Origin of the sequence: Sulfitobacter sp. HI0040 (assembly GCF_001634885.1) — a bacterium.
In the GTDB taxonomy this organism is placed as follows: domain Bacteria; phylum Pseudomonadota; class Alphaproteobacteria; order Rhodobacterales; family Rhodobacteraceae; genus Sulfitobacter.
In genome coordinates this window covers 1-206 of the sequence record NZ_LWEX01000532.1, presented here as the reverse complement: position 1 = coordinate 206, position 206 = coordinate 1, and the positions used below count along the sequence as shown (strand labels likewise).

The following is a 206-nucleotide window of genomic DNA, read 5'->3' as shown; positions in this document are numbered from 1 at the left end:
GCGTTGGACAACAGGAAACAGACGGGCTGCGCGACTTCTTCAGGGGTGCTCATCCGTCCCATCGGAATCTGCGCCATATACCTGTCGGCGAATTTTTCGGAACGGATGGTCTCGGTCATCGGTGTCTCGACCATTCCGAAACAGACCGAATTGACGTTGATGCGATAACGGCCCCATTCACGCGCGGCGCTCATTGTCAGACCCAG

Annotated in this window: 1 protein-coding gene; it reads right to left on the bottom strand. The window is 56.8% G+C overall.

What is annotated here, in order from left to right; translation table 11 throughout:
* A partial coding sequence (locus tag A3728_RS20100) for an SDR family oxidoreductase (RefSeq protein ID WP_236630577.1) occupies positions 1-194 on the bottom strand: 194 nt, incomplete at its 3' end.
* Positions 195-206: the final 12 nt, after the last annotated feature.